Origin of the sequence: Methanolobus sp. (assembly GCF_030682845.1) — an archaeon.
GTDB lineage: Archaea > Halobacteriota > Methanosarcinia > Methanosarcinales > Methanosarcinaceae > Methanolobus.
Genome location: NZ_JAUXNK010000104.1, coordinates 1 through 20,349, shown reverse-complemented (window position 1 = coordinate 20,349; position 20,349 = coordinate 1). Strand labels below are relative to the sequence as shown.

Below are 20,349 nucleotides of genomic sequence, written 5' to 3'. Positions count from 1 at the left end.
ACACATCCATGCATAAGATATATGTACTTCCAGTCCGGGTGAATATCATTTTTACATCCAAATGAGGTCATATCATCATGTCAGATAATCAGGCAAAGAAAGAGCCTTATCCGGTAATCAACATCCTGGAATGCAAAGCATGCGGGCGCTGCATAGTGGCATGTCCTAAAGGTGTTCTGCGAATGAGTGAAGGTCTCAATGAAAGGGGCTACCATTACGCAGAGTATACGGGAGAGGGATGCACAGGCTGTGCGAACTGCTATTACACGTGCCCTGAACCACTTGCAATAGAAATCCACATCCCTCTTAAGAGCAGTGAGTGAACAGAGGTGCTTCAAAATGGCAACACAATTAGTAAAAGGCAACACAGCAGCTGTTATCGGTGCGCTGTACGCGGGCTGTGACTGTTATTTCGGTTATCCGATCACCCCTGCAAGCGAGATACTGCAGGAGGCTTCAAAGTATTTCCCCCAGGTGGGAAGAAAGTTCGTACAGGCCGAATCAGAGGAAGCTGCCATCAATATGGTCTACGGTGCAGCATCTGCAGGCCACAGGGTGATGACAGCATCTTCAGGCCCGGGGCTGAGCCTGAAACAGGAAGGCATTTCATATCTTGCGGGTTCCGAGTTGCCATGCGTGATCATCGACATCATGAGAGCAGGGCCCGGACTTGGCAACATCGGCCCTGAACAGAGCGATTATAGCCAAGTGGTCAAAGGTGGCGGACACGGCAACTACAAGAACATAGTACTTGCTCCCAACTCCGTGCAGGAGATGTGCGATATGGTCATCACGGGATTTGACCTGGCATTCAAGTACAGGAATCCTGTGTGCATCCTTGCTGACGGCGTGCTGGGACAGATGGTCGAATCCATCCAGTTCCCGGAAAAGGCTGTGCAGCCTGTGATAGATACTACATGGGCTGTCAGCGGGACCGCCGCCACAAGGGAGAATCTGGTGACTTCCATCTTCCTGGACTTTGACCTGCTCGAGCAATTCAACTATAAGCTGCAGGAAAAATACGCCACCATAAAAGAACATGAGGTTGACTACGAAGATTACATGACCTCGGACGCCTCTATAATCCTCGTGTCATACGGTATCAGCAGCCGTATATGCAGGTCAGCTGTCGACCAGGCAAGGAAAGAAGGCATCAAGGTAGGCCTGTTCAGACCAAGGACCCTGTTCCCCTTCCCGGAGAAGGAACTCAGGGCCATAGCAGACTCGAGGAAATGCACTTTTGTCTCGGTGGAGATGAGCAACGGGCAGATGCAGGAAGATATCAGGCTTGCCATTGGATGCACAAGACCTGTGGAGCTTTTAAACCGCATGGGAGGAAATCTGATAACCCTTGACCAGGTTATGGAAAGGCTCCGGGAAATATCCGCAAGGGAGGAATACTAATGGCTGAGAAAATGGCTGAAAAGATTATAGGAAGGCCGGGCGGACTATACGCCGAGTTCCCACGCAAGGGCGGGGCCGCTCCCACTGCAACCCACTACTGCCCAGGCTGTGGACACGGGATAATTCACAAACTCATCGGTGAAGCACTTGCAGATCTTGGTATCCAGGACCGCACAGTCATGATAAGTCCTGTGGGCTGCGCTGTCTTTGCATATTACTACTTTGATTGTGGCAACCTGCAGGTAGCACATGGCCGTGCCCCTGCTGTGGGCACAGGAGTTTCCAGGGCAGAGGACAACGCAGTGGTCATAGCATATCAGGGAGACGGCGACCTCGCCTCGATTGGCCTCAACGAGACCATCCAGGCGGCCAACAGGGGTGAGAAGATGGCCATATTCTTTGTCAACAATACCGTTTACGGGATGACAGGCGGCCAGATGGCGCCCACCACCCTTATAGGAGAAAAGACCATCACCTGCCCTGAAGGAAGAGATCCGCGGTTCACAGGATATCCATTACACATGTGTGAGATCCTCAATAATCTCAAAGCTCCGGTATTCATTGAAAGGGTTTCCATCTCGGATATCTCCCACATCAGGAAAGCTCGGAAAGCTGTCAGGAAAGCCCTTGAGATACAGCGGGATGGTAAAGGCTATGCTTTTGTGGAAGTGCTGTCCACATGCCCTACAAACCTGAGGCAGGATTCCGAGCAAAGCACAAGGTTCGTCAATGAGGAAATGGAAAAAGAATTCCCTCTGGACAATTTCAGGGACCTCTCGGCAGAAACACAACCCCTTCTCAGGGGAGAGAGCGATTTCTCCAGGGATTCCATTGACAAGCTCTTCAATCTTGAGACTGAATCATCTCCTGATGCTGTGCATGATCCCACTTTTAAGGAAGTGCATGTAAAAGCCGCAGGTTTCGGAGGACAGGGAGTGCTGAGCATGGGACTTACCCTTGCACATGCAGGCTGCAATGCACAGCGCTTTGTTTCATGGTATCCTTCCTACGGCCCTGAACAAAGAGGAGGCACTTCAAACTGCTCTGTTGTAATATCAGGCGAATCCATCGGCTCCCCTGTAGTTTACTCTCCGGATGTGCTTGTAGCCATGAACCGTCCCTCACTTGAAAAATTCGCAGGCGATGTAAAGGAAGGAGGCATCATATTATATGATTCCACTATTGGTGCATGGGACATCCCTGCAGATGTCAGGGGAATAGCTGTACCTGCTATGAAGATCGCAGGTGAAACAGGTTCAGAGAAGGCTGCAAACACTGTAATGCTCGGAGTCATGCTCTCTCTTGGTGTAACCGATCTTTCACGGGAGAACTTCAGGGAAGCCATAGCTGAAACCTTCTCCGGGAAACAAAAGCTGATATCACTGAACCTGAACGTGCTTGAAGCTGCTGTGAAATGGGCAAAAGAGAATATATGATATTGCAATCCAGGCATATTCAGAATGCCTGTATGCTCTTTTTTCTTTTTTGCAGAACTTTTTATAGCCGTAGCTTCATATATAAAATGGGAGCGGTAGAAATGGAGATTGATAGTGCTGTTATTGAGGCAACTGATGCAGAATGGGACGAGATGCTTGAGAATCAGGAAAAGCCGATGGTGGTAATGTTCTACCTTCCGGAGTGCACTTATTGCAGAGAGATCGAGCCCTACTTCAGAGAATATGCACGGGAGTTCCGGAAGCATTCTACATTTGTGATGATGAACGGAATGCTAGCCTCCAGGACCGCTATGAGATACGGGATCAAGGGAGTACCCACTTTCAAATTCTTCTGTGGTGGCCAGGCGATAAAAGAGGAAGTTGGCATGATATATCCTTCTATCCTTAGGAGATCCATTGAGGATCTGATAGGTCACGGAAATGAGTGTGCGTTGCACACCACACCCCTGCCGGACGAAGTTTCACCCTATGAATGAACGGGCTACCTTGGGTAATCTCGTTGCATCTTTTTCCCTTAATCTAGAACTTTACTGCCGGAACCTTATATTCTTCAGGCGGTATCTGGAAAAGCTCCTTCTTCCCAAATCCGGCGATACCTGCAATTATGTTGGTTGGGATCGACTGTATAGTTGTGTTGTATTTCATGACAGTATCATTATAGAACTGTCTTGAGTATGTGATCCGGTCCTCGGTGTCTGCAAGGTCTTTCTGCAGTTGTATGAAATTCTGATTTGCCTGTAGTTGCGGATAAGCTTCAGCTACTGCAAACAGGGACTTCAGCGTCGAAGCAAGCATATTGGATGCATCCGCAGTTTCATTTGCTCCCTGTGCCTCCATTACTGCAGACCGGGCCTTTGTCACATTCTCAAAAACTGCCCGCTCGTGTTGTGCATAACCTTTGACTGTTTCCACAAGATTGGGGATAAGGTCATTGCGTCTTTTTAACTGGACCTCTATCTGGGCCCAGGCATTCTCAACCCGGTTCCGTAGTTTCACTAGGTTGTTGTACACCGCAACAAAAATTATACCTATAATAATTAACGCTATTATTGCCAGGATCTCCAAGACCATAAAATTACCTCCTTCATTGGCTTCCCATTAATCTCTACTGCTTCTCATTAATCATAATTGACATCCGATACTCCCAAAGGTGCATTATCTCGCTCCTCCGCCCCCACCGCTAAAACCTCCGCCTGCTCCACCAACCCCTGAGCTCCCGCCCGAGGAACTGCCCGGAGTGGATGCCTGGTAAGCGCTCCTGAATCCTGAAATGAACACCATGTTGTGGTGTACCGGATAGAAGCGGCTTCCTGATATTTGTTCAGACGGGATAATGAGGGACATATTGTCAAGCGCCTTCTCGGCCACACCCAGTGCCACTGCATAGACCATGTAGTGATCCCATATCTTTATTGATTCGGGAGGGTGCTCTTTCAGAGCAGAGAAATCTGTCAGGTACTTCCTGAAGTTATCCCAACGTTTGTGAAAAAGCCTGCCTTCGGGAGTCCACTGGCCCATGGTTCGCTCGCTGACACCCACAATGATAAGCATAAATATTGCAATAACTCCTGCGGCCATGACCAGGATAATGAAATTCTTCATCACAGGGAACTGATTAGTGGGAAACAGGAAAGCTACGAACCATATGCTCAAAAATGCTATGATTATGACAGCAAAGCTGAAAACGGCCATGTACTTATTACCTTTGGATTCAAAGAGCTTATCAACTTTAGCATGGTTTGTTACCTTATGATTCCACCTGTTCAGGAAATGGTAAAACGCCGTGCCTTTCCCAAGCTCCTTTTTCAGATCACTCCACAGCACCGTGCCTTCGGAGGCATGTGAGCTTAACAGATCGAATACATCCTTTTCATAGTTCAGGAACTTCTTCTTATCTGCGTTCATATTGATTTCGATTAAAACATCCTCTTTCTCACGGGATATCAGGCCAAGGTGTTTTTTTATGGACGTAGTATCTTTCAGACGCAGATATTCCCTGTCCACAAGATCCATGACCGTAGCAGTGAATCCCTCGATAGTCGGAATACCTATCTTACCCCGCATGATAGCATTGACCACAGCAGGTTTCGAATCAGTGGGCAATTCCCTTTCATAAATTCCATAATAATCAATATCATGCTCTTTTCCATATTTGTGATATATATAGAAAGGGAACAAAAGTACGAGCAACGCATAAAGAGCAGCTATGTAGAAAAGATAGACGGATATGGCTGCTTTTCTATCATATGCTCTTTCTACAGCCAGTATTTCCTCCAAACCATCCTGATCCTGGATGGAAACAAAAGCCGGGTCTGGAGATTGTAACCTTGGGAACACTGCTCTGATCTCATACCAGCTTCCGGAAGGTATCGCATCAGATTCTGCAACTATGGTGTTACCTTTGAGATACGATGTCCTTGTGTAATGATTAGGATGGATCCAGTAAAGGATGTTGTCGTCTTGTGATCCGGCAGGAAGGGTAACTGTTGCAGTAAACCCATCCAGGCTCTTCTCCCATTCATCTCCCCACAACTGGTAATGAAGTTCAGACACATCATTGTAGACCTTGACCCCGCGGTAATAATCATAGGACACGACAAAGGTGATCTGTTCAGGTGTCGGCTGTGGTAATGAGCCTACAAGTTCGTAACCACCTGAAATGGGCACGACCCGGAAGTCGCACTGGCCCCCGATGCAGTACCCTGTTATGTTCTCAACAGAACCACCAGGAGGAGGATATACAGTCCTGAATACTTCATAATAGATGCCGTCAAAAGAGTATGTGATGGATTCTTCCACATGTGTAATGCCATCAGCACCTACGGTTATGTTCGCAGTTGCATGGTCCAGTGTATAATCCCTTGCAGATGCGCAGGATGTAAGTAACATCAGTACCACAATGGTCAGAAAGGACCTGCGGATGATAGAGCTGGAATCAATTCCTTTCAGCATATAACCTAAAATCTTGCACAAGTATCTACAACTCCGGAATTATATATGCAGTAAGAAGTCTTTAAACTTTTGTGCAAGTAATAATTCTCTGGGAATTCGAGCTAAACTCTAGCCACATCAGTCATCCAGACAAAATAATTTCCCTATCCTATACAACAGCACTTAAGTATAGGTATCTAATACAATGTAATTATATATTATAAATAATATAATTATATGATATATTAGTAAAACAACATAATTGATATTTTGGTGTTGTTTTTCATCTGGATGTGATACTATAGCAGAAACTAACTTTTATAACAATATAACCGTCCTTGACAGTGTTGACAAAGGAAACTTCAAAGCCGAGATACTCCAGTACAATTCTTTAACTGGAAGTAAGGACCCAGACCTTGCAAAGAATCTATATTATGTTCATAAGTCTGGCATGTCCCTTAAACAGGTAAAGGTCACATTGAATGATGGTGGCGTCATAGTCGAGCCCGGTGCTCTTCATTTTCATAAGGGAAATATTGTGTGTGATGCCAATATAGGAGGTCTGGGCGGCTTTGCAAAAAAGATGATAAAAAAGCAGCTTACTAATGAAGCTGCTTTTAACCCTCTCTACAGAGGAGTGGGTGAGATATTCATGGAACCAAGCTTCAGCCACTTCCTTATAGTGACTCTGAAAAATGGTTCTATAATTGTCGATAAGGGCATATTCTACTGCTCAGAATCAACCCTGGAGGTTAGTGTGGCAAGCCAAAAGAACATAAGTGCAGGATTGTTTGGTAATGAAGGGTGGTTCCAGACAAAGATAAGTGGTACAGGCATATGTATTCTGGAAAGCCCCGTTCCAATTTCTGAAATACTGAAGTATAACCTTGATAATGAAAGACTTCAGGTTGATGGGAACTTTGCTATTTTAAGGTCAGATTCCGTAAAATTCAGTGTTGAAAGTTCAGGTAAAGGCCTTGCAGGCAAACTAACCGCTGGAGAAGGCCTCCTGCAAACATTTGAAGGAACCGGAGCCGTGTGGCTTGCACCTACCCAACCGATTTACAAATCTATTTCTGCTGGTGGCGTTTCTTCTATGGCGGTTGCAACATATAACAGGAACAATTCAACATAATGGGGTTTTTAGACCCCATATTAATTTACTATATTCAAGCAATAGGTCAAAATCACACCACTTCAAAAACCGGTAAACTTGATAAGGGAACATATCGTATCCATTTTGTCCATGAAACACGATCACAAACAGCAGGGACCTGGATTCCAGCCCCTCCTCACTCCCCCGGAGAAAATGCACGCTTCATCAGACTACTGCTTTGCTTTCAAAGAGCGCAAGATATTGCTCTTCTGCAATAACGGTGTTTGTAAATTGCCTTCAGTGAAAGAACTCAGAGAGCTTGGCACAGAAATTATAAGAGAGCAGTACATCGGCGAGTTCGGTGATATATCATGTTTTACGGCCGAGATTGATAACAGCTTCAGGCATGATGAAGATATCAGGTTTGAAGACCTGAGAAAACTGTATGATATACTGGGTGAACCTGTGGCTTCCCTTGCAGGCAGGGCCATCCAGTTACTTGAGTGGGACATAAAAACTGGTTTCTGTGGCCGCTGCGGTTCAAAAACATTCCGGAGTCAGCAGGAGAAAGCCAAGGAGTGTCCTGAATGTGGCTCACTTTTCTTCCCCAAGATATCTCCTGCTATCATTGTGCTGATAGAAAAAGAAGACATGGCTCTCCTTGCAAGGTCTCCAGGTTTTCCGACGGGATTGTACGGCCTTATAGCCGGTTTTGTTGAACCGGGAGAGTCTGTTGAAGAGGCGGTTGTCAGGGAAGTGCTTGAGGAGGTAGGGGTTTCTATAAAGGACATCGAATATTTCGGAAGCCAGCCCTGGCCTTATCCTGACTCCCTGATGATAGGTTTTACTGCCAGATATGCAGGCGGTGAGATACGTATGGATACAGTGGAAATCGAAGATGCCCGCTGGTTCAAATGTGATGAGATACCGACAGTTCCCGGCAACAACAGCATTTCTGGTCGACTCATAGCATATTTTATTGAAAAACACATACAATAGAAGATAAGCTGTCCAATGGGAAAAGAATAATGTACATAAGAATGAATGTATTATATGTACTAATGCTTCAGACAGGTTTTAAGCATTTAAAAGTAAACTGTTAATTAAGAAAATACCCTATGAAGGTGAGTGGCTTGAAGATCAGGATATTGTGGTATGGCTTGATAACGTTGTTGTTCATTATTGGATTCACACAGACATGCGCTGCTTTAACATATTCTGGTGGCGGCGAGTGGAAAAATTCAACTGAGATAAATATAAAAGATAATTCCGGACAGGACCTTACTAATTATCAGGTCTCTGTTGTCCTGAACAGTTCCAACTTCGACTTCTCCATGGCCCAGAATGCTGGCCAGGACATACGCTTCACATCAGGTGACAGGCAATTGCAGCATTGGGTGGAGGAATGGGATGTCCAGTCGGAAAGAGCAAAAATATGGGTCAGGGTGCCCTATGTGGCTTCCGGTGGGACCACCAAGATCACTATGCACTACGGAAATCCGCTTGCAACTGATATAAGCTCCGGCACCTCCACTTTTCAGTTCTTTGATGACTTCAGCGGCAATAATCTTGCTTTTGGTAACTGGGAACAGTTTACCACAGGAGGGGGACAGCTCAGCGTCACTTCGGGGGCTGTCAGGCTTATAGTTCCAAACTATCATCCTGCAGATATTTCCAGGATCAAGTCCGCCAAGGATTTCCCTATTAATTCGATGTTTGTGGTAAAAAGAAAGAAGGTCACTACAGGAACCGACTCCCGTGGCCCGGTAATAGTCCAGGGATTTGTGGATTCCCGTAACGAGGACAGAAGTCACATGCTTGTCAGCACCGAACTCGAAAGGGAGACAAAGGTCAACTGGATACTGAAGAACAGCACTGCTGATGTCAGTCGCACAACAGCTGACCTGACAGACCTTAATGTCGCCGAAGATACATGGTACACCACAGCAGTTGCATGGTACCTTGAAGATGAGTTAGGAAAAGTGGCTTTCTTTAAGAATGGTGTCAGGGACAGCAGAATGGAATTTACCACCACCGAGAGAACCAACAACCTGAACATTATAAAAGTAAAGGCTTACCTTTCAGCAAGAACATATCCGGATGTTTCAGATAACACTGGATATGCAGCTTTTGATTACGCCTATGTGCGCAAATTCGTTTCAGACGAGCCAACTGTGACCGTCGGAAAAATTACAGGAGCTGCTGCACAGGAAAACACGAAAGTAACTCAGGAGCCCGTAAGGATTAACATCACCGTCCCAGGCGGTGTGATAAATGCAGTCCGCATCTTTGATGCATCAGCATATGATGCTTCCGCTCTGTCAGAAATGAAGGCCAGCGGTTTTAACTTTATCATGGTCTTGACAAATACGGAGAATATCTGGAGTCTGGAAAGATTTGTGAAGACAGCTCATGAGAACGATATGCAGGTCTATGCAATGGTCTTTGATGAGATGGGAGAACCTGAGACTATGATAACCACAGTGGAGCATGTTGTAGATTATAATAATAAATCTCTTGCACGCTTTGACGGAATAAATATTGCACTTGACCCATGCACCCAAAATATCAATGAGGCCTGCGAGGATAACCTTCTCATGCTTGAAAGCCTGCGCGCAAGTTCCGGCAGCCTGCCTCTTGCAGTCGATGTACCCCTCTCTTACGATCGGTCCTCCCTGCAGCAAGTATCAGACAATGTTGATCTCTTCATACTCCTGACCTATGATGATAAAGCTGGTCTGAACAGCACCGCCGCAATCATTGACTCCATCTCAGCAAAGATGGGAGAGATCAGAGGAGCGGGAGAAAATGCCCTGATAGGTATTGCTGTTGGTGAGGATTACATGACAGACACGCAAGTACAGGACCTTATTGAAGGATTGCAGGACTATTACTCACAGGACAACGCTTTCATGGGTACTGCAATAGTGGTCTACGAAGATTATCAGGAATACTCCCGGGTAACACCATCAACAGACGAAAACAGGGCAATACCGGCTTTCACAGTTCTGATTGCAAGCAGTATGCTGCTTGGTGCGGTATTTATCTTAAAGAAGAAATAAATAATGGATGGATGATGTGAAATTCACATCATCTAATATTTTGTTTAGACCTTTTCCTTGAGCAGCTCAATGGCCAGATCCTTGAGTTTGAACTTCTGGACCTTTCCGCTTGCAGTCAATGGGTATTCTTCCACAAAGAAAACATGCTTGGGAACCTTGTAGCGTGCTATCCTGGACAACGCATGGTCCCTTACATCCTCTTCTGTGAGGCTAGCACCGGAATCAAGAATTACAAAGGCTCCGACTATCTCGCCGTACTTCTCATCGGGTATGCCGACCACCTGGGCGCTTTTTATGCCGGGAATGGTGAAAAGGAATTCTTCGATCTCCCTTGGGTAGACATTCTCACCGCCTCTTATGATCATGTCCTTTATGCGTCCTGTGATACGGTAGTAACCATTCTCATCACATGTACCAAGGTCTCCGCTGTGTAGCCAGCCGTTCTCATCTATTGCCTTTTTTGTCTCTTCAGGCATCTTGTAATAGCCTTTCATGACATTATAACCACGGCAGCATATTTCCCCGATAGTGTTTGGAGGGAGGGGCATATAGGTTTCCGGATCCATCACTGCTGCTTCCACGCCAGGGAAGACTCGCCCGACTGTCTCTACACGAAGCTCTATAGGGTCATCAGTTGTAGTCTGGGTAATCCCCGGAGAGGCTTCGGTCAGGCCATATACAATAGTGATCTCGTTGCAGTTCATTTCGTTTATGACCTTTTTCATGGAATCAATGGGACAGGTTGAACCAGCCATTATTCCTGTGCGCAGCGAAGAAAGATCGAACATTTTGAACATTGGGTGAGTGTATTCGGCAATGAACATTGTGGGGACGCCGTATAAAGCCGTACACTTTTCTTTCTGGACAGCCGCCAGCACCATGAGGGGGTCATAAAGTTCGAGCATCACCAGTGTTGCCCTGTGGGCCAGGATAGCCATTACACCCAGCACGATCCCAAAGCAGTGGAATAACGGAACAGGGAGGCACAGGCGGTCATCGCACGTAAACTTCTGCCTGTTTCCAATGGAAAGACCGTTGTTCAGGATATTGCTGTGTGTCAGCATAACGCCTTTAGGGAAACCGGTGGTACCTGATGTGTACTGCATATTGATGACATCATTACAACTAAGCTTAGACTTGATACTGTCAAGCTTCTCGTCTGTACTGTGCTGTCCCAGCAACATCAGTTCACGGGTATTGTACATTCCGCGATGCTTTTCCTGCCCGATGAAAATAACACTTTTCAGATACGGGAACTTTTTGCTCTTCAGGTTCCCACGGTTTTGCGTCTTTAATTCTGGCACCAGTTCATACATTATATCAATGTAGTTCACATCCCGGAAAGCGTCTATGATGGCGAGTGCTTTCAGGTCGGCCTGATTCATGACGTACTCTACTTCATGTATCTTGTATGCGGTATTGACTGTAACGAGAACCGCACCGATCTTAGCGGTCGCAAACATGAAAGTCAGCCAGTCGGGCACATTCTTTGCCCATATACCTACATGGTCTCCCTTTCCTATACCTATCTCCAGCAGGCCTTTAGCCATCAAATTAACGCGCTCATCGAATTGCTTATAGGTGAACCTGAGGTCTCTGTCAGGATAAACTATAAACTCCCTGTCAGGATCTTCCCTTACCTGTTTTTCGAACACATCGCCAATGGTATCAGTTATAATCTCCATGATATCCGGCTCCTTTCAATTTCATTGTTTTCCTATGCTTTCCGCATCCACAAGGTGTTCTTCAAGTGATCTTCTGATATCGTCCGGAATGGGCACGGACTTCTTGTTAATGAAATCGTAATGGACAATAACCACCTGTCCTTTGGCGCACAGTTTCCCTTTCTGCCACGCGTCATGCCCGATCGTGAAGGAAGAATTACCTATCCTGGCGATATAGGTGCGGATGTTCACATCAAAGCCATAGCTTATCTCACCCACATAATCATATTCAGACCTGGCCAGGATGAGCTTCCATTTCTCAAAGCTCAGATCAAGATCCGGTGTGAAAAGCCTGAAAACAGGGTTTCGTGCCTGTTCGAACCAGATAGCAATGGAAATATTGTTCGCATGTTTCAGTCCGTCGATGTCTCCGAATCGGGGAGTGACTATTGTATTGAACATGATCATCTTCCGGGTTCAAAGAGGTGCATAAACTACTGCGAGTATCTGTGCGTCTGAACCTACGGCGTGGACATGATGAGGTACAATGGAATCATAATAGATGCTGTCTCCTGCAATGAGATTGTACTTGTCTTTTCCGTAGAGTATCTCAATTTCCCCTTTGGTCACGAAAATGAACTCCTCACCTTCGTGGGATGACAGTTTCACCTCTGCTGACTGTGGCGGATGGACATCAATAATAAAAGGCTCCATGTGTCGGTCCGCCTTATCAGAGGCAAGGGAGAAGAAGTCCAGGGTGCTGGTCTCGCATTTATCGCAGTTGCCGGAGAAGCGTACAACATTCTTCGATTTGCCCGCTTTCACCACAACCGGTGCGTTGTGGGGAGCATCGTCGAGGAAAGTACCCAAGCGAACCCCAAGTGCCCGGGCTATCTGCAGAAGGGGGGTCAGTGAGGGAACAAGAGCTCCTTTTTCAAGCTGGTCAATAAGCTCCGCATTCGTATTGCTGGCCTGCGCCAGATCTTTCACCGACATTTCCTGCGTTTCTCGAATCTGACGTATCTTACTGCCTATCAGGTTTTTTTCCGACATGGTACTTCCTCATATATTCAAATGAATAGAATGAACAAATAATAGGATAAAGTAATGCGTACGGCATTTTGAGTTATAACAATTGCCTTATCTGACATATTACAGGTAAGATATATTATGAACCTCAATAACCTAAGAAAGGATGCAGCAGTAAATAAATTATTCGTTTTGATCAACCCCGCGGAAATCAGAAAAACCGGATACATAATATCTCTTAAACACTATACCATTTTTTACAGGCATGTCACCACCAAAAATGGACACATGTAAAAACGGGAAAGCCAATTATAAGAGAAAAGAGGCTTACTGAAGCACGAGGATTTAAGACAGGTCAAAAATACCATAAGGATTAACAATTAACATCAACGTGACTTATCAAAGTAGAAATATTTTAAATGAGGTGTGTGTAATTGGGAGTGGGGGTTGGTGGTAGAAAAAGGCACACACCTCTATGAGAGGTAGTTAACGGTGTGACGCTATATATCATTTGTCAATATAACTATTTTGCATATATATTTGCAATTTAAGCGAACAGTTTTTCCGAATACTTAATATTGGCGAATTTCCAATTCCATGAGAAAAAAATGTTTTTAAAAAACTGTGACATCGGGAATAATTAGTTTTAGGAAAGGTAATGTTATTATTATAATATTTCATATTGATGTGAACAACACGATAATTATAAATAATTTCCAAGATTCACAGCGTTAAAACACGCACTAGTTATAGCAGAGGTTAAAAAATGAAAATACGAGTAGTAAGTTCTAAAGATGAGATTAGTTCCCTTGGTCCAAATGAACAAATGATACACTTTGCATTCCGGCCATCAAATACGGATATCTTTACGCTTATAACCAAGTGTCCAAATGTCAAAGCTCTGCACATTCCTCCATCTTATATAAGAACGGTTTCCAAATCAACTCGCATGTTCCTTGAGATGAAAGATATCGCTCTCCTGGAAGGCGATGTATGGGGTCACAGGAAAGACATCAATGAATATTCTGAGATTTCTCAAAGCATCTATGACCACATAAGCGAATATAGTGCAGATGGTCTATCGGATGATGAAATTGAAGCAAAGCTGAGTAATGATCTGCATATGGGTCCAGATCTGATCAGATTCATTATTAAAAATAAAAAATGATAGATATTCTGGAACATCAAATTTTGGCTCTTCAAAAAACTGCACTTTGATCATGAACCACTGAGTTCACAGAGAATGAAAATACGGGGAAGATTTGCACTTAGAGTGTGAAAAACCTCTCTGAGAACTCAGTGTCCTCTGTGGCTGCAGTCATTGATATTTGTACCTCCGTGAGCATTTCTACAAAGCCGTGAAATACTCTCAAGAGTTCTAGTTTCCCTATACTGGAAAGTACTTCAGAGGAGTAGAGTTAGAAACTGCCGGCATATTATCCCTGCAGTTCGTCTAATGTTTTCAGATCTTCCTCCATATCTTCCACAGAAGAGATACACCTTTGCTGTCCAGAAAGACAAGCTTTCCAACTTACTATTAAGTCCTGCAAGTTCGGTGGCCTTTCCTAAAGATAGTTTTTACCCTCTTTGCAGATTTCTACTGCAAGTGTCTTTTTGATAAAGCCCGGAATAAATGATCGAAATGGATTTCTTTTTTGATGGCTCTGCCTCTGCAATTCTTAATATACGCAAGTAATAAGATTAACACTATTAACAGACTGTCCGGCACCTTCAGACAAAACACTTAATAACCTATATGTCCAATGAATTACAAATTATTTTGAAATACTAGCAGGTGACAATATGCACTATGGTCTTGGGATAGATGCCGGAGGAACATACACAGACGCCGTTATAATACGGGGTTCTGATGGGGCAGTGGTTGACTCAAAGAAATCTTTTACTACTTATCCTGACCTGCAGGAGGGTATCAGGAGTGTACTGGATTCTATTGACAAGGAATATCTGAAAGATGTAAACCTTGTGTCGGTTTCAACGACCTTGTCCACAAATTCATTGCTTGAAGGTACAGGCGTACCTGTAGGTCTCATAACCGTAGGTGAGCAGCCCGTAGAAAAGGTATTTCCCACACAGCATGTCAAATGGGTCGCAGGCGGACATGATACAAAGGGAGATGAGGAGTTCCCCCTTGATGTGGATGCTTCAGGGAATTTGCACTGAAGACCAAAGGCACAGTATCGGCCTATGCCGTGTCTGCCTATTTTGGTGCACGTAACCCCAACCATGAACTGCAGGTCAAGGAGATAGTTAAGGATATCACCGGAATGCCGGTAGTATGCGGACATGAGCTTTCCCTCGAGCTTGGGGTTTATGAGAGAGCTGTAACAGCAGTCCTGAACGCACAGCTTATCCCCATCACCCACCACTTTGTCAGTTCCGTTATAAAGGACATCAAAAGAAGAGGCATTAATGCCAGGATGCTCATGCTCAAGTGTGACGGTTCTGTCTACAATATAGAGGATGCACTGGAAAAGCCCATCGAGACCATTTTCTCCGGTCCAGCCGCCAGCCTGCTGGGAGCATCCTACCTCTCAAAGATAGAAACCTGTGCCGTAATAGACGTAGGAGGTACGAGCACTGACGTGTCCATGCTTCACAACGGAGTGCCGGAGATCAGCACTTCAGGCGCTGTTGTAGGCGGATGGAAGACAAGGGTCCGGGCTATGAGAATGGAAACCTCGGCAACAGGTGGAGATAGCCACATCTGGGTATCAGATGACATGATCCACATCGGACCACGGCGGGTCATTCCCCTGTGCGTGGCCTCAGCACAGTATCCTGAGTTCGCGGGCAGGTTAAAGAAGAGCAGGAATCTCCCAAGGACACTTATGGACGAGAATTACCAGCCAACAAAGTTCTTTCTCAGGACCGGCTACGAGGCCGCAGGTCTCGATGAACAGGAAGAGGAGCTGATTTCTGCCATTGGTTCAGAACCAGCCTCAATCGCTGAGATAAGCGTACTGCTTAAAAAGAATCCGGCCACCAAAGTACTTGATTCTCTTATAATGAAGAGGCTGATCCAGGGAATCGGCTTTACTCCCACCGATGCGCTGCACGTGCTTGGGATATATACGCAATGGGATGTCAATGCTGCGGAGATGGGAGCATCCCACCTTTCAAGGTATATCCAGAAAGGAAAATACGAGTTCTGTGCCCACGTAAGGGAGCTTGTGGCAAGGAACATGGCAGCTGACCTCATGTCTTTCATTCTGCCACATCATCCGGAGGATATGATAGCTGACCTTCTGAACCGTACCTATCCCGCAAAGTTCAAACTCGAGATACCGGTTGTATTGCTCGGGGGGCCTGTACAGGCACACGCCGATGAACTTCGTTCGATGATCGAAGCAGAAGTGGTTGTCCCTGATTTTGCAGAGGTTGGGAATGCCGTCGGTGCCCTTGCCGGAAAAGGAGTTAAGAGGATAGAGATAACAATAATGCCTGCGTCGATCCAGAACCCTGACGAGGATTTCCTGGTATTCTCCCCTCTTGGCAGGGAGCGTTTCCAGGTGTATTCTGACGCCGTGGATTTCGCGACAAAGGTTGGAAAGGAACTTGTTCTGGATTATGAAAAAAGGTGCGGAATACTTGAACAGGACACACAGATAACAGTTTCCAGAAAGACGATATCGCCCGAGACATGGCCACACCCTCCTCTTGAAACAAGAGTGATCGTCGTGGGTGTGGGTAATCCCATGATGCTGTTGAAGGATTAAGAGAGAAACGGAATAGAAGGAATCAGGATGGATTCAGAAAAGTGCGGGAAAAGTAATATGCACCTGGGTGCCCACATTCTCCTCGCTTTCTATCCATAGTTTTCCTCCGTGATCCTCTGCAATCTTTTTGCATATGCTCAGGCCGATACCTGTGCCCCCGTACTTTCGGGACCTTGAGCTATCTATCTGGTAAAAACTATCAAATGCCTTCATGACCTTGTTTGACGGAATACCGATTCCCGTGTCCCCAATAATTATATGGACGTGGTCGCTATGGTTATACCCTGACAGAGAGATCTTTCCTCCTGATGGAGTGAACTTAAAGGCGTTATCTATCAGGTGCATGAACAATTGAGACAGGTAATCAGTATCTCCATTAATAATGCGCAGATCACATGGTATATCCCTGATCATTTCTATTTTTTTATCCCTGTTTTCAATTGATATTATCGAAGTTGCTTTTTCTATTATAGACTCAAGGCTTATGGGATTAAGTTCATAAGCAAACTGTTTTGCCCCCAGGTTACTCATAAATATCAGCGACTCTATCAGTCTCTTGAGCTGCCCCGAGCTTTGTACGACAGCATTCATCGCCCTTTCCTGTTCGCTGTTCAATGATCCCAGGCTTCTGTCAGCTACAAGCTCACTAAATCCAATTATCGGGATCAAAGGAGTTTTCAGTTCGTGGCTGATATTGGCAAGGAAGTTGTTCTTTAACTCGTCAAGCGACTTGAGCTCTTCATTTGCCTTTGACAATTCTATATTGACCTCTGAGAGTTTTGATGCATAGTCCTTCATGGAATTTTCCGCATTCTTGCGTTGTATAAGCCTCCACATACCATGCATCAGAAGAGTAAGCTGCCTGACGTCCGCCAGGTCGTAGTCATCGGCTTTATTGCCAACACCTGCAACTCCGATGACTTTGTTCCCATCAATTATGGGAACACTCATATAACGCTCGACCAGGATGTGCCCTTGCGGATATCCCACTTTACGCGGATTAGGAAGCTGATAATCGTTTATGATCACAGGCTTGCACTCCCTTATGGCCTCAACCCATAAACCGGCTTCCGAAAGCAAAAACTCGGTTTTCATGTGATCCATATTACACTTCAGCATAGCATCTTCTGACCAGGTATGCATGATCAGGGATTGGCAATCTTCACTAAGGAAACCGATGTAGCCTATTTTGCTACCGGTAAGCCTTATGCCTTCCTCCAGCACAAAATTCTCGATCTCGTCTACGGAGAGTTCTGTCATCTGGTTCAACTGTTGCAGGGCTTCCAGACGTGCTTCTTCCAGAAGCAGGGCATCCTCAACTTTTTTTCTTTCAGTAAAGTCATTTGCAACGATTATGACCTCATCAGAGGTTTTAGCTAAATGGAAGTCAATATTCCTGACAGTACCGTCTTTACATACTACGTTGGAGTTCTCACTTACACCCACATCATTGATACATGTCAGACAGTCCCACTCATCATACCTGTTCTTTCTGTAATTCTCCTCAGGATAAGCATGCATCAACCAGTCTGGAATAGTCGGGATATCTTCTTTTGCATATCCGAAAGTCTCCGTGAATCTCCTGTTAACATACTCAATTATTCCTTTATGGTTCAGGATCGCTATAGGCATGGGTGAGTTCTCAACGGTCTTCCTGAACTTCTCTTCACTTTTCCTGGCGTCCTTTTCAGCTTCTTTTACTGAAGTGATATCGCGGGCCATTTCCAGACGCACATCACTGCCATCAGGCCACTTTATTATCCTGTCAGTGACGATATAGTGTTTTCCATCGAAATCATTATGATGTTCCCAGACACATGTCTCATTCCTGTTCTTTAATATGATAGGGTTCGTGCAGAAGTCACATGGCATATCCAAGCCCTGGAATACTTTATAGCATACACCTCCAACGGGATCAGTTCCCAGCTTTTCTTTAAGGCACCTGTTAACATACAATATCTTATAGGTGCTTGGGTCAGCGACATAGATCGCCTCATCCATGCTGTCAAATATGGACAGCAACTGGGCTCTCTCGATGTTGAGTTCCTCCACTGCAGCTTTTCCTTGCAGCGCAGATACGAGCATCTGGGCCAGGATATTTAACAAACGAATAGATTCATTAGGCCACTCTTTCTCTTCTTGCACGGAATCAAAGCCTATGTACCCAATGATGTCATCATCAAAGACCATCGGAACAATAACAAGGGACTTTATTCCCTGGGCCTCAAGTGTCTGCTTTTCATTTTCGGTGGCTTCTGGCGTCATTTTGGCTACAGCCGATATATGGACAGTTCTCTGTGCGATCAGGTTTTCCATCAGCCATGGAGCATCTTCAGTCGGCATATTCTGAAGATTCCCTTTTTCAGGGTTTACCCCTTGAGCACACCATTCATGTGTGTTATGCATTAAAGATTTTTCAGATGAAAACTGGAATACATAGCTGCGGTCAACTCCGGCAAATTCACCGACTCTCATGAGCGCAAGGTCAATACCAGCATCAAGCTCATCAGGCCTTAGAGAAAGGAATTTCGTAGATATCTCACTGATAAGACTTTCAAATTCCAGCTGGTACTCAAGCTGCTTTTTATTCTTTTTTAGAGACTCCAGAGCCTGCTTTTTTTCATAGCTGATTCCCAGTAAACCAGAGAATACACCTAAAACATTCATGTACTCATTTTCCCGGATACATCCTTGCGGGATATTTCCAAGAAGAAGAAAGCCTGAGAGTTCGCCATTGGCTATAACTGGGGAAGCAATGAAAGACTTTACCTGCATTTCAGCTATTATAGCCTTTTCTGAAGAGGCCTGCAAAGGAAGCTCATCAATATTTGGTATTATCAGGAGCCCTTTGCTGATGAGCCGGGAAATAAGCCATGAGAACTGCATTTTTTCAATGTGTGACGTTCTCCCTGATTCAATAGTACTATTTGATGGAGCACCGTTTACTGAACGCCATTCATTTACGTTCTTTATTAATTCCCCGCGGTCCTCGAATTTGAAAAAAGAAGCTATATCTGCATTATACAGGGCACCCAGCATTTCAAGTGACTGCCTTATCATGCTGTCAATGTCATCAGAGGAGATGAAAATCGAAGAAATGCCAGAGAGGGCTTTTTCAGCATTATACTTTGCAGTCAGTTCTGCTCTGGCAGAATGCTGTTGCTTGACCTCATCCTGAAGCTTCCTGTTGGTGCTGATGATATGCCTGCTGTGAATTAAGAACAGTAATAATAATAGCGTTAACAAGAAAGTCCAGAACACTTGATTGCCTAGTGTCAGCAGGTGCCACAATCCTACCACTATGAAGACCAGCAATAAAACATAAATGATTGAATCGTTCTTTTCCAGGATCAGCTTCATTTTATCGCCGTTTTATTGATCAAATATATTTATGCATCATCACAAACAGGCAGAATAGCAATTGTGTAGAGATTCTTGATTTTAGGACCAATTTTACATCTATAATCATGGTATATAAACCTATATAGCAAGCCTCCTAACTGCTTTTACAGTAAAATAAGATAACGTTGGTGGCTAACAAATTTAATTATAGAGACTGATTATCACAGCAGATGAAGCACAATCTTTTTATATTATATTATGTGCCAGTTTTGCTTAAAGAGGAAGTACTTGCCGAAAAAACATTGATACGTGTTTGTTGTCTCGACTAGCGTTCCTACAGAAAATGTTATAGTGTTTGGACGTAGAACATAAAGAGATGGAAAAACTCATCAACCTCCTTGAAACATCAAAACACTGTGTATTCCTGAGCGGAGCAGGCATCTCCACTTTTTCGGGTATTCCGGACTTCAGGGGAAAAGATGGGATTTACAGGAAGTTTGATGCTGATAAGATATTCGACATAGACTATTTCCGCTATGAGCCACAATATTTCTATTCACATTCAAAAGACCTTGTATATAATCTTGAAGAGAAGGAGCCAAGCTTCATACACCACGCGCTGGCAAA

15 protein-coding genes and 1 pseudogene are annotated in these 20,349 nt (G+C 44.8%); 10 read left to right on the top strand and 6 right to left on the bottom strand.

The annotated features are described in order from the left end of the window. Positions 1-77: 77 nt before the first annotated feature. The 4 genes from Q8J68_RS13870 to Q8J68_RS13855 all read left to right on the top strand — a co-directional run bounded on the left by Q8J68_RS13870 (position 78) and on the right by Q8J68_RS13855 (position 3,337). Positions 78-323, top strand: a complete 246-nt coding sequence (locus Q8J68_RS13870; RefSeq protein WP_305312106.1) for a ferredoxin family protein — start codon at positions 78-80, stop codon at positions 321-323. Positions 324-339: 16 nt separating this feature from the next. Beyond that, positions 340-1,404 (top strand): 3-methyl-2-oxobutanoate dehydrogenase subunit VorB, encoded by a 1,065-nt coding sequence (locus Q8J68_RS13865; RefSeq protein ID WP_305312105.1) that lies wholly within the window; start codon positions 340-342, stop codon positions 1,402-1,404. Continuing rightward, complete coding sequence (locus tag Q8J68_RS13860; RefSeq protein WP_305312104.1) at positions 1,404-2,840, top strand: 2-oxoacid:acceptor oxidoreductase family protein; 1,437 nt, start codon at positions 1,404-1,406, stop codon at positions 2,838-2,840. Before Q8J68_RS13865 ends, Q8J68_RS13860 begins: the two co-directional genes overlap by 1 nt. A gap of 86 nt (positions 2,841-2,926) precedes the next feature. After that, positions 2,927-3,337, top strand: coding sequence for a co-chaperone YbbN (locus Q8J68_RS13855; protein WP_305312103.1), 411 nt, complete (start codon positions 2,927-2,929; stop codon positions 3,335-3,337). Positions 3,338-3,380: 43 nt separating this feature from the next. On the opposite strand, the gene Q8J68_RS13850 is transcribed toward Q8J68_RS13855, so the two are convergent. Together Q8J68_RS13850 and Q8J68_RS13845 are read right to left on the bottom strand one after the other, a co-directional pair. Next, positions 3,381-3,932, bottom strand: a complete 552-nt coding sequence (locus tag Q8J68_RS13850) for a LemA family protein (protein WP_305312102.1) — start codon at positions 3,930-3,932, stop codon at positions 3,381-3,383. Between the two features lie 84 nt (positions 3,933-4,016). Next, positions 4,017-5,834, bottom strand: a complete 1,818-nt coding sequence (locus tag Q8J68_RS13845) for a DUF2207 domain-containing protein (protein ID WP_305312101.1) — start codon at positions 5,832-5,834, stop codon at positions 4,017-4,019. A 220-nt stretch (positions 5,835-6,054) separates the two neighbouring features. Between Q8J68_RS13845 and Q8J68_RS13840 the strand changes: the two genes are divergently transcribed. The 3 genes from Q8J68_RS13840 (at position 6,055) to Q8J68_RS13830 (ending at position 9,950) form a co-directional block, all read left to right on the top strand. Beyond that, on the top strand, positions 6,055-6,927 hold the full coding sequence (locus tag Q8J68_RS13840) for an AIM24 family protein (protein ID WP_305312100.1): 873 nt from the start codon (positions 6,055-6,057) through the stop codon (positions 6,925-6,927). Between the two features lie 111 nt (positions 6,928-7,038). Then, positions 7,039-7,887: an NAD(+) diphosphatase gene (gene nudC / locus Q8J68_RS13835; RefSeq protein ID WP_305312099.1), complete on the top strand. Its 849-nt coding sequence runs from the start codon at positions 7,039-7,041 to the stop codon at positions 7,885-7,887. A 134-nt stretch (positions 7,888-8,021) separates the two neighbouring features. Then, on the top strand, positions 8,022-9,950 hold the full coding sequence (locus Q8J68_RS13830) for a DUF2341 domain-containing protein (protein ID WP_305312098.1): 1,929 nt from the start codon (positions 8,022-8,024) through the stop codon (positions 9,948-9,950). Between the two features lie 44 nt (positions 9,951-9,994). Here the strand turns inward: Q8J68_RS13830 and Q8J68_RS13825 are convergent, their stop codons facing one another. Genes Q8J68_RS13825 through Q8J68_RS13815 form a run of 3 tightly spaced genes read right to left on the bottom strand, consistent with a single transcriptional unit; the run spans position 9,995 to position 12,667 of the window. Beyond that, positions 9,995-11,635, bottom strand: coding sequence for an AMP-binding protein (locus Q8J68_RS13825; RefSeq protein ID WP_305312097.1), 1,641 nt, complete (start codon positions 11,633-11,635; stop codon positions 9,995-9,997). A gap of 21 nt (positions 11,636-11,656) precedes the next feature. Continuing rightward, positions 11,657-12,076: a thioesterase family protein gene (locus tag Q8J68_RS13820; protein ID WP_305312096.1), complete on the bottom strand. Its 420-nt coding sequence runs from the start codon at positions 12,074-12,076 to the stop codon at positions 11,657-11,659. Positions 12,077-12,091: 15 nt separating this feature from the next. Continuing rightward, positions 12,092-12,667 carry a helix-turn-helix domain-containing protein gene (locus Q8J68_RS13815; protein ID WP_305312095.1) on the bottom strand — a complete coding sequence of 192 codons (576 nt, stop codon included), beginning with the start codon at positions 12,665-12,667 and terminating at the stop codon, positions 12,092-12,094. Between the two features lie 742 nt (positions 12,668-13,409). Here Q8J68_RS13815 and Q8J68_RS13810 point away from each other — a divergent pair. Continuing rightward, a complete protein-coding gene (locus tag Q8J68_RS13810) occupies positions 13,410-13,811 on the top strand; it encodes a DUF1699 family protein (protein ID WP_305312094.1) in 402 nt (133 codons plus the stop codon). Between the two features lie 635 nt (positions 13,812-14,446). Then, positions 14,447-16,380 (top strand): annotated as a pseudogene (locus tag Q8J68_RS13805) (hydantoinase/oxoprolinase family protein). 33 nt (positions 16,381-16,413) lie between these two features. On the opposite strand, the gene Q8J68_RS13800 reads toward Q8J68_RS13805, so the two are convergent. Continuing rightward, positions 16,414-19,740, bottom strand: a complete 3,327-nt coding sequence (locus Q8J68_RS13800) for a GAF domain-containing protein (RefSeq protein WP_305312093.1) — start codon at positions 19,738-19,740, stop codon at positions 16,414-16,416. Between the two features lie 358 nt (positions 19,741-20,098). Between Q8J68_RS13800 and Q8J68_RS13795 the strand changes: the two genes are divergently transcribed. Further along, the coding region (locus Q8J68_RS13795) for a Sir2 family NAD-dependent protein deacetylase (protein ID WP_305312092.1) at positions 20,099-20,349 on the top strand (251 nt) is incomplete at its 3' end.

Excerpts from the sequence above, each read along its gene's own strand:
- Q8J68_RS13870 (WP_305312106.1), top strand. The coding sequence starts at position 78 with ATGTCAGATAATCAGGCAAAGAAAGAGCCTTATCCGGTAATCAACATC.
- Q8J68_RS13865 (WP_305312105.1), top strand. The coding sequence starts at position 340 with ATGGCAACACAATTAGTAAAAGGCAACACAGCAGCTGTTATCGGTGCG.
- Q8J68_RS13860 (WP_305312104.1), top strand. The coding sequence starts at position 1,404 with ATGGCTGAGAAAATGGCTGAAAAGATTATAGGAAGGCCGGGCGGACTA.
- Q8J68_RS13855 (WP_305312103.1), top strand. The coding sequence starts at position 2,927 with ATGGGAGCGGTAGAAATGGAGATTGATAGTGCTGTTATTGAGGCAACT.
- Q8J68_RS13850 (WP_305312102.1), bottom strand. The coding sequence starts at position 3,932 with ATGGTCTTGGAGATCCTGGCAATAATAGCGTTAATTATTATAGGTATA.
- nudC (WP_305312099.1), top strand. The coding sequence starts at position 7,039 with ATGAAACACGATCACAAACAGCAGGGACCTGGATTCCAGCCCCTCCTC.
- Q8J68_RS13825 (WP_305312097.1), bottom strand. The coding sequence starts at position 11,635 with ATGGAGATTATAACTGATACCATTGGCGATGTGTTCGAAAAACAGGTA.
- Q8J68_RS13820 (WP_305312096.1), bottom strand. The coding sequence starts at position 12,076 with ATGTTCAATACAATAGTCACTCCCCGATTCGGAGACATCGACGGACTG.
- Q8J68_RS13815 (WP_305312095.1), bottom strand. The coding sequence starts at position 12,667 with ATGTCGGAAAAAAACCTGATAGGCAGTAAGATACGTCAGATTCGAGAA.
- Q8J68_RS13810 (WP_305312094.1), top strand. The coding sequence starts at position 13,410 with ATGAAAATACGAGTAGTAAGTTCTAAAGATGAGATTAGTTCCCTTGGT.
- Q8J68_RS13800 (WP_305312093.1), bottom strand. The coding sequence starts at position 19,740 with ATGAAGCTGATCCTGGAAAAGAACGATTCAATCATTTATGTTTTATTG.